7 protein-coding genes are annotated in these 6043 nt (G+C 65.4%); all 7 read right to left on the bottom strand.

Annotated features, from left to right (window positions below; all coding sequences use genetic code 11):
• The coding region (locus AB4Z38_RS23400; protein WP_441431917.1) for an alcohol dehydrogenase catalytic domain-containing protein at window positions 1-323 on the bottom strand (323 nt) is incomplete at its 3' end.
• Window positions 324-445: 122 nt separating this feature from the next.
• Window positions 446-1969 (bottom strand): acetaldehyde dehydrogenase ExaC, encoded by a 1524-nt coding sequence (gene exaC / locus AB4Z38_RS23395; protein ID WP_441431916.1) that lies wholly within the window; start codon window positions 1967-1969, stop codon window positions 446-448.
• A 133-nt stretch (window positions 1970-2102) separates the two neighbouring features.
• Window positions 2103-2714, bottom strand: coding sequence for a hypothetical protein (locus AB4Z38_RS23390; protein ID WP_441431915.1), 612 nt, complete (start codon window positions 2712-2714; stop codon window positions 2103-2105).
• Window positions 2715-2796: 82 nt separating this feature from the next.
• Complete coding sequence (locus tag AB4Z38_RS23385; protein ID WP_441431914.1) at window positions 2797-4161, bottom strand: GAF domain-containing protein; 1365 nt, start codon at window positions 4159-4161, stop codon at window positions 2797-2799.
• 62 nt (window positions 4162-4223) lie between these two features.
• Window positions 4224-4856 carry a bifunctional 4-hydroxy-2-oxoglutarate aldolase/2-dehydro-3-deoxy-phosphogluconate aldolase gene (gene eda / locus AB4Z38_RS23380; protein WP_441431913.1) on the bottom strand — a complete coding sequence of 211 codons (633 nt, stop codon included), beginning with the start codon at window positions 4854-4856 and terminating at the stop codon, window positions 4224-4226.
• Window positions 4849-5016, bottom strand: a complete 168-nt coding sequence (locus AB4Z38_RS23375) for a hypothetical protein (RefSeq protein ID WP_441431912.1) — start codon at window positions 5014-5016, stop codon at window positions 4849-4851. Before AB4Z38_RS23375 ends, eda begins: the two co-directional genes overlap by 8 nt.
• Window positions 5017-5054: 38 nt before the next feature.
• Window positions 5055-5981, bottom strand: coding sequence for a sugar kinase (locus tag AB4Z38_RS23370; RefSeq protein ID WP_441431919.1), 927 nt, complete (start codon window positions 5979-5981; stop codon window positions 5055-5057).
• Window positions 5982-6043 lie beyond the last annotated feature (62 nt).

Genomic DNA, 6043 nt, shown 5'->3' with positions numbered 1-6043 from the left:
GTCTCCCAACCGGTCCGGCAGAACTGGCAATCGCCACAAGCGGACCAGAGCCAGGCGTTGCCCACCAGGTCCCCGACCGCCAGGTCCGTGACACCCTCACCGAGGGCCACCACTTCACCCACCCCTTCATGTCCAGGCACGAACGGCGGCGAGGGCTTGACCGGCCAGTCCCCCTCAGCGGCGTGCAGGTCCGTGTGGCACACCCCCGTGGTCATCACCCTGACCAGCGCTTCCCCCCGGCCCGGAACAGGAATGGGAAGGGACTGGATCTGAAGGTCTTTACCGAATTCAGTTACTACGGCTGCTTGCATTGTCGTCGTCATTGGCGAAATCCTTGCGTCATTAATGCGTTGCTTGAGGTTTGCTGCTTTTTCCTGAGCGGTGGCCAGGGAGGGCCGGCGGGGAGTGATCTGTGCTGAACACTCCCCGACGGGTTAAGTGCGGCTTAGAAGAAGCCGAGCTTGTTCTCGTTGTAGCTGACCAGGAGGTTCTTGGTCTGCTGGTAGTGGTCCAGCATCATCGCGTGGTTTTCGCGGCCGATGCCGGAGGACTTGTACCCGCCGAACGCGGCGCCGGCGGGGTAGGCGTGGTAGTTGTTGACCCAGACGCGGCCGGCCTGGATTTCCCGTCCTGCCCGGTAGGCGACGTTGCCGTTGCGGGACCAGACGCCGGCGCCGAGTCCGTAGAGGGTGTCGTTGGCGATGCCGATGGCGTCGTTGTAGTCGCTGAACTTCGTCACGGATACCACGGGGCCGAAGATCTCCTCCTGGAAAATCCGCATCCGGTTGTGCCCCTCGAAGATGGTCGGCTGGACGTAATAGCCTCCGGCCAGGTCGCCGTCGAGCTGGGCCCGGGAGCCGCCGGTGAGGACCTTGGCGCCTTCCTGCTTTCCAATGTCGATGTAGGAAAGGATCTTCTCCAGCTGGTCATTGGAGGCCTGGGCGCCGATCTGGGTGTCGGTATCCAGGGGGTTGCCCTGGATGATCTTGTTGGTGCGGGCCACGGCGTCGGCGATGAAGGAGTCGTAGATGCCTTCCTGGACCAGGGCGCGGGACGGGCAGGTGCAGACTTCGCCCTGGTTGAAGGCGAAGAGCGTGAAGCCTTCCTGGGCCTTGTCGTAGAACGCGTCGTTCTGCGCGGCGACGTCGTCGAAGAAAATATTCGGGCTCTTGCCGCCCAGTTCAAGGGTCACCGGGATCAAGTTGGCGCTGGCGTACTGGCTGATCAGCCGGCCCGTGGTGGTCTCACCAGTGAAGGCGATCTTGCGGATCCGCGGGCTGGAGGCAAGGGGCTTGCCGGCCTCGACGCCGAAGCCGTTGACCACGTTGAGCACGCCGGCCGGCAGCAGGTCACCGATGAGCTCCATGAGGACCAGGATGGAGGACGGCGTCTGCTCGGCGGGCTTGAGGACCACGGCGTTACCGGCCGCCAGGGCCGGAGCGAGCTTCCAGACGGCCATGAGGATGGGGAAGTTCCACGGGATGATCTGCCCCACAACGCCGAGCGGTTCGTGGTAGTGGTACGCGGTGGTGTCCTCGTCCAGCTGGGACAGCCGGCCTTCCTGGGCGCGGACGGCGGAGGCGAAGTAGCGGAAGTGGTCCGCCGCCAACGGGATGTCCGCGTTCAGCGTTTCGCGGATCGGCTTGCCGTTGTCCCAAGACTCGGCGACGGCCAGCATTTCGAGGTTTTCGTCGATGCGGTCAGCGATCTTGTTCAGGATGGCGGCACGCTCGGCCACGGATGTCTTGCCCCAAGACGGTGCGATCTTGTGTGCGGCGTCCAGTGCCAGCTCGATGTCCTCGGCCGTGCCACGCGCAACCTCGCAGAAGGCCTTCCCGGTCACCGGAGTGATGTTTTCGAAGTACTGTCCCTTGACCGGGGCAACCCACTCGCCGCCGATCCAGTTCTCGTAACGGTCTTTGAACGTGACCTTCGAACCCTCGGCACCTGGCTGTGCATAAACAGTCATCTGTAGCTCCTTTGCTCCGCATGATGGTGGCTTTGCTATGCCTTCACCGTAGGAGCGGGGAGGTTGCAAGCAGGTTGCAACCCTGTGTTTCAGATCACTATGGGGCGGTACTCGCCTACCGGGGTCGTGGAAGCTAGAGGCCCGCGGGGAAGGCGTAGGAGCTCGGAACCGGCGAAGGTGCGGCACCGAAGGAGAGCACTACCTCGTCGTGGGCCTTGAGGACCACGTCAGACACCGGCGCACCCTGCTTTGCGCCGTTCACGTAGGCGGTCCAGCCGCCGGTCCCGCTGTGCGGTGCTCCGGTGGCATCTTTACCGTCCAGGACTCCCCATTCGCTGAGGACCTGGCCCAGTGTGTACTTCAGGCCGGACGTAGGCGCTTCGATATGGATGACGCCGGACGTGTCGTGGGTGTGAAGCGCCGAGATTCCGTTGGGCTGCCCGTCGGCCCCGAAACTGAAGCCGATCTCGGCCGGGACTGTGACGGCTTTGCCATCGACAAGCACGTCCAGGTGGGCGTGATAGTGCTCGGCTGTGCCTTCGGCAGTCAGGATATCCAGGCCCGCGGCCTTGATTCTCCGGGCGCCGGCGGCTGGATCGAGTTCCCAGCCGGCGGCGGCAGCTGTGGTGGCCGAAGCCGAAGGCGTTGCCGATGCGGGCGCTGTCTGGGCGGGTGCCCCGCAGGCTGTGGCTCCGGCAAGGAGTCCGGAAACGGTCAGGGCAACGGCGAGGCGTTTGTTCAACACGGAGAAAGCTTCTTTCGTTCGGCTCGGTTCAACGATACGGGCCGAAACTCAGTATTTCCCGAGTGCCACACCAGGGCCCGCGTCAGGCCGACAGTTCGCTTTCCAGGCGTTCAAGCTCGGCGACGACGGAAGCCCGCTTGGGCGAGCGCGGCGGCAGGAGCTTGAGGGCGGCAAGCCGCACATCGACGTCGTTCTTCGCCTCAGGCAGCCCGGCATACTTGAGCAGGGCCTCGGCACTGCCGTCGTTGAGGACCGCCTCGCGCAAGAGCGCGGAGACCTTCTCGCGGAGCTCCACGATGCCGGGCGCTTCCGAATGCGGAAGGACGGCGCCCTTGTAGATCTCCAAGGCGATGCGGTGGGCGCCCCGCTGCAGGCAGGACAGAACCTGGGCGGCGTCCTGGCCGAGGTCGATCGGGAGCCGGTAGGGGCGGGATTCCGGAACTGCCGCGGGATCGAGTTGGTGGAGTACCTTCCGAAGGCGCACCATTTCCGCCCGGAGGGTGACGGTGAATCCATCTCCCGGATAGAGGGCCAGAGCGAGCTCCTCGGCACTGAGCCCCTCGGGACGGGTTCCCAGCAACGCCAGGATTTCGCTGTGCCTCGCGGAAAGCGGAATGCTGCGTCCTCCCATGCTCAACAGGGCCTGGTCCCGGCCCAGCAGCTGGAGGCTGTTCCGGTACAGCCCGGTTCCCGGGGGCGAGCCGACGGCGGAAGGCGAGTTCCGGCGTCGGGCAGGCGTAGAGCGCTTGGCGGCCGCGAGCTGGAGTCTTTCCACGCGCAATTGCGCCTGCGCTGCCGCCACTGTTGCTTCAACGAGGGATAGCGTGTGGGGTGCGACGGCGGCTTCGGTGCCGGTGATGTCGACGACGCCGAGGAGCGCGCCGGAGTCAGGGTCATGGAAGGGCACCGCGGTGCAGCTCCACGGATGGACCGAGCGTTTGTAGTGCTCGGCGCCTGAAATCTGGATGCCGCGGCCCAAGGCGAGCGCCGTGCCGGGCGCACTGGTACCGACCGCGGCTTCTGACCAGTCCGCGCCTGCCACGAACATCATGCCTTCGGCGCGGCGCCGCATTGCGGGATTTCCGTCCACCCACAGCAGGCGGCCGAGCTCATCCCCGACGGCGACCAGCAGCCCGCTCTCATAGCTGGGCTGGATGAGGAGCTTCTGTATGACGGGCATGATGATGGCCAGCGGGTGTTGGCGGCGGTATTCCTCGAGCTCGTCGAGGTCCATGGCCACGGGAGCTTCGGGCTGGTCCGGGTTCGCCTTGAGCTGCGCGGAACGCTGCCAGGATTCCTTGATCAGGCTACGCAAACCGGAAAGCTCCGTGGCATCTGGAAGCCCAAAGCGCCACGTATCAATTTGCTCATGTCCAGCGCGGGCATGGCGCTGCAACAGCTCGGCGACATCATTGACCGAAGCTGCCGGATGGATCGGATTCTTCATCGAACTCCCAAAACCGGACGCAGCACAGTATGGGCCAGTCTAGTTGGGTCTCGAGGCTTTGCCTATGGGGCGACAGCGAGGGCCGCAGCCTGTTGAGCGAGCTCGGTGATGAGTTTCCAGTCCCCGTTTTCGATGGCGTTGCGGGGTGTCAGCCAGCTGCCTCCGACGCAGGAGACGTTTGCGAGCTTCAGGTATTCGGGCGCCGACGCCGGCGTGATGCCGCCTGTAGGACAGAACTGCACTTGCGGGACGGGAGCTCCGATGGCAGCCACATAGTCGGGGCCACCGGCCGGGCCTGCCGGGAAGAACTTCATGGCCTCAAGTCCCTGCTCCAACACCGCCATGACTTCCCCGACGGTGGCGACTCCGGGGAGCACTGGAACGTCGAGGGTGAGCATGTGCCCTAGCAGGGCGGGCGTGACTCCCGGGCTGACCAGGAACTGCGCGCCCGCGGCCACAGCTTCATCGGCCTGGCCGGGCGTGAGGACCGTTCCCGCGCCTAGCAGGATTTCCGGCACTTCCTCGGCAATGAGTTTGAGCGACGTCAGTGCACTATCTGTCCGGAGCGTCAGCTCGATGATCCGGACCCCGCCGTCGGCGAGGGCGCGGGCCACCGGCACAGCATGGCGTGGATCATCGATGGTCACCACGGGAATGACAGGGGAAATCTTCAGGATATGAGCGGCGTCAGCCATGGTGGATCTCGTTTCTCAGGCCGTCGAGCCCGTGGTTGTCGATGATGCTGTACCAGTGTGCGAGTAGCTCGGCGAATCCGGGCCGGTCGGCCAGCTCGCCGTCGAAGGCCCCCAAACCAAGGTGAACGATGCCCGGCTTCACAGCCCTTGCCGGAAACACTGGCTTGACCCCCGCGCGTCCGGCGAGAGGGTTGTAACTCAGGCGTGCGATGTCAGTCCTTCCCCGGTCCGGGACGCTGCGTGCGCCCGCGTCTGCTCAAACGTCGGGACGAACCCGGTGCCGCCTTTGCCGCCCACCACAAGGGAGGCGGCAGCGGCACCGTAGCGGACCGCCGTCGGGAGCGTGTCGCCGAGCACTATCCGGGCGGTCATGGTCCCTACGAAAGCGTCCCCGGCTCCCGTCTGGTCCACGACGACGGGCGCCGGTATCGCGTCAACCCAGAGCGAATCGGCGACGCTCCCCAGCTGGATGCCGTCAGCTCCGCATGTCACCGCGACGTTCACGGCGCCGAGCCGGCAGAGCTTTTCTACGGCGTCCTCGGCCGACGAGCAGCCGAGGAGTGCCGACGTTTCCCCGGGGAAAGACGGGGTAACGAGGAACGCCCGGGGCGCGAGTTCGGCGAGGACCGCCGTCGCGTCCTCCAAGGAGGTCAGCCGCGGCCGGTAGTTGGGGTCGAAGACAAAGCGTGGCGAAACTCCTGCGGCCTTGAGAACAGCGGCACGCGCTGTACTGGAAATCGCGCAGGCGATCCCGCCGGCCACAACTGCACCGGCGGCTGAGAACACGGCGGGATCGACGTCGTCGGGGCTTAGCGTTGATCCAACGCTGCCGCGGCGCGCGTAGGAGAATTCCCGCTGGCCGTCGGGGTCGCAATGCACCAGGTACATGCCCTGCTGTCCCGGCCTGAATTTCAGGAGTTCGGTGGAAATGCCGAGCTCCACGATCCTGGCGGCAATCGCTTGCCCGAGCTCATCGTCGCTGAGTACAGCCAGCAGTCCCACGCGGGCGCCGGCCGCAGCGGCTGATGCCGCGACATTGAGCGCGTCCCCGGAGATGCCGAGCTGCGCCGGAACACCGTGTCCGACGGGGACATCCGTGGCGACCTCAAGGAGGATTTCGCCCATCACGACGACGTCGAAGGGCTCCCTCTGGAGGGTTTCAGTCACAGGGTTCACCAGTTGTGCCC

The organism is Arthrobacter sp. 2RAF6, assembly GCF_052115205.1.
Lineage (GTDB): Bacteria > Actinomycetota > Actinomycetes > Actinomycetales > Micrococcaceae > Arthrobacter.
This window is presented reverse-complemented; position numbering and strand designations above follow the sequence as displayed.

Bases quoted from the DNA above. Each gene is read 5' to 3' on its own strand.
- AB4Z38_RS23385 (WP_441431914.1), bottom strand. From the start codon at position 4,161: ATGAAGAATCCGATCCATCCGGCAGCTTCGGTCAATGATGTCGCCGAG.
- eda (WP_441431913.1), bottom strand. From the start codon at position 4,856: ATGGCTGACGCCGCTCATATCCTGAAGATTTCCCCTGTCATTCCCGTG.
- AB4Z38_RS23370 (WP_441431919.1), bottom strand. From the start codon at position 5,981: ATGGGCGAAATCCTCCTTGAGGTCGCCACGGATGTCCCCGTCGGACAC.
- exaC (WP_441431916.1), bottom strand. From the start codon at position 1,969: ATGACTGTTTATGCACAGCCAGGTGCCGAGGGTTCGAAGGTCACGTTC.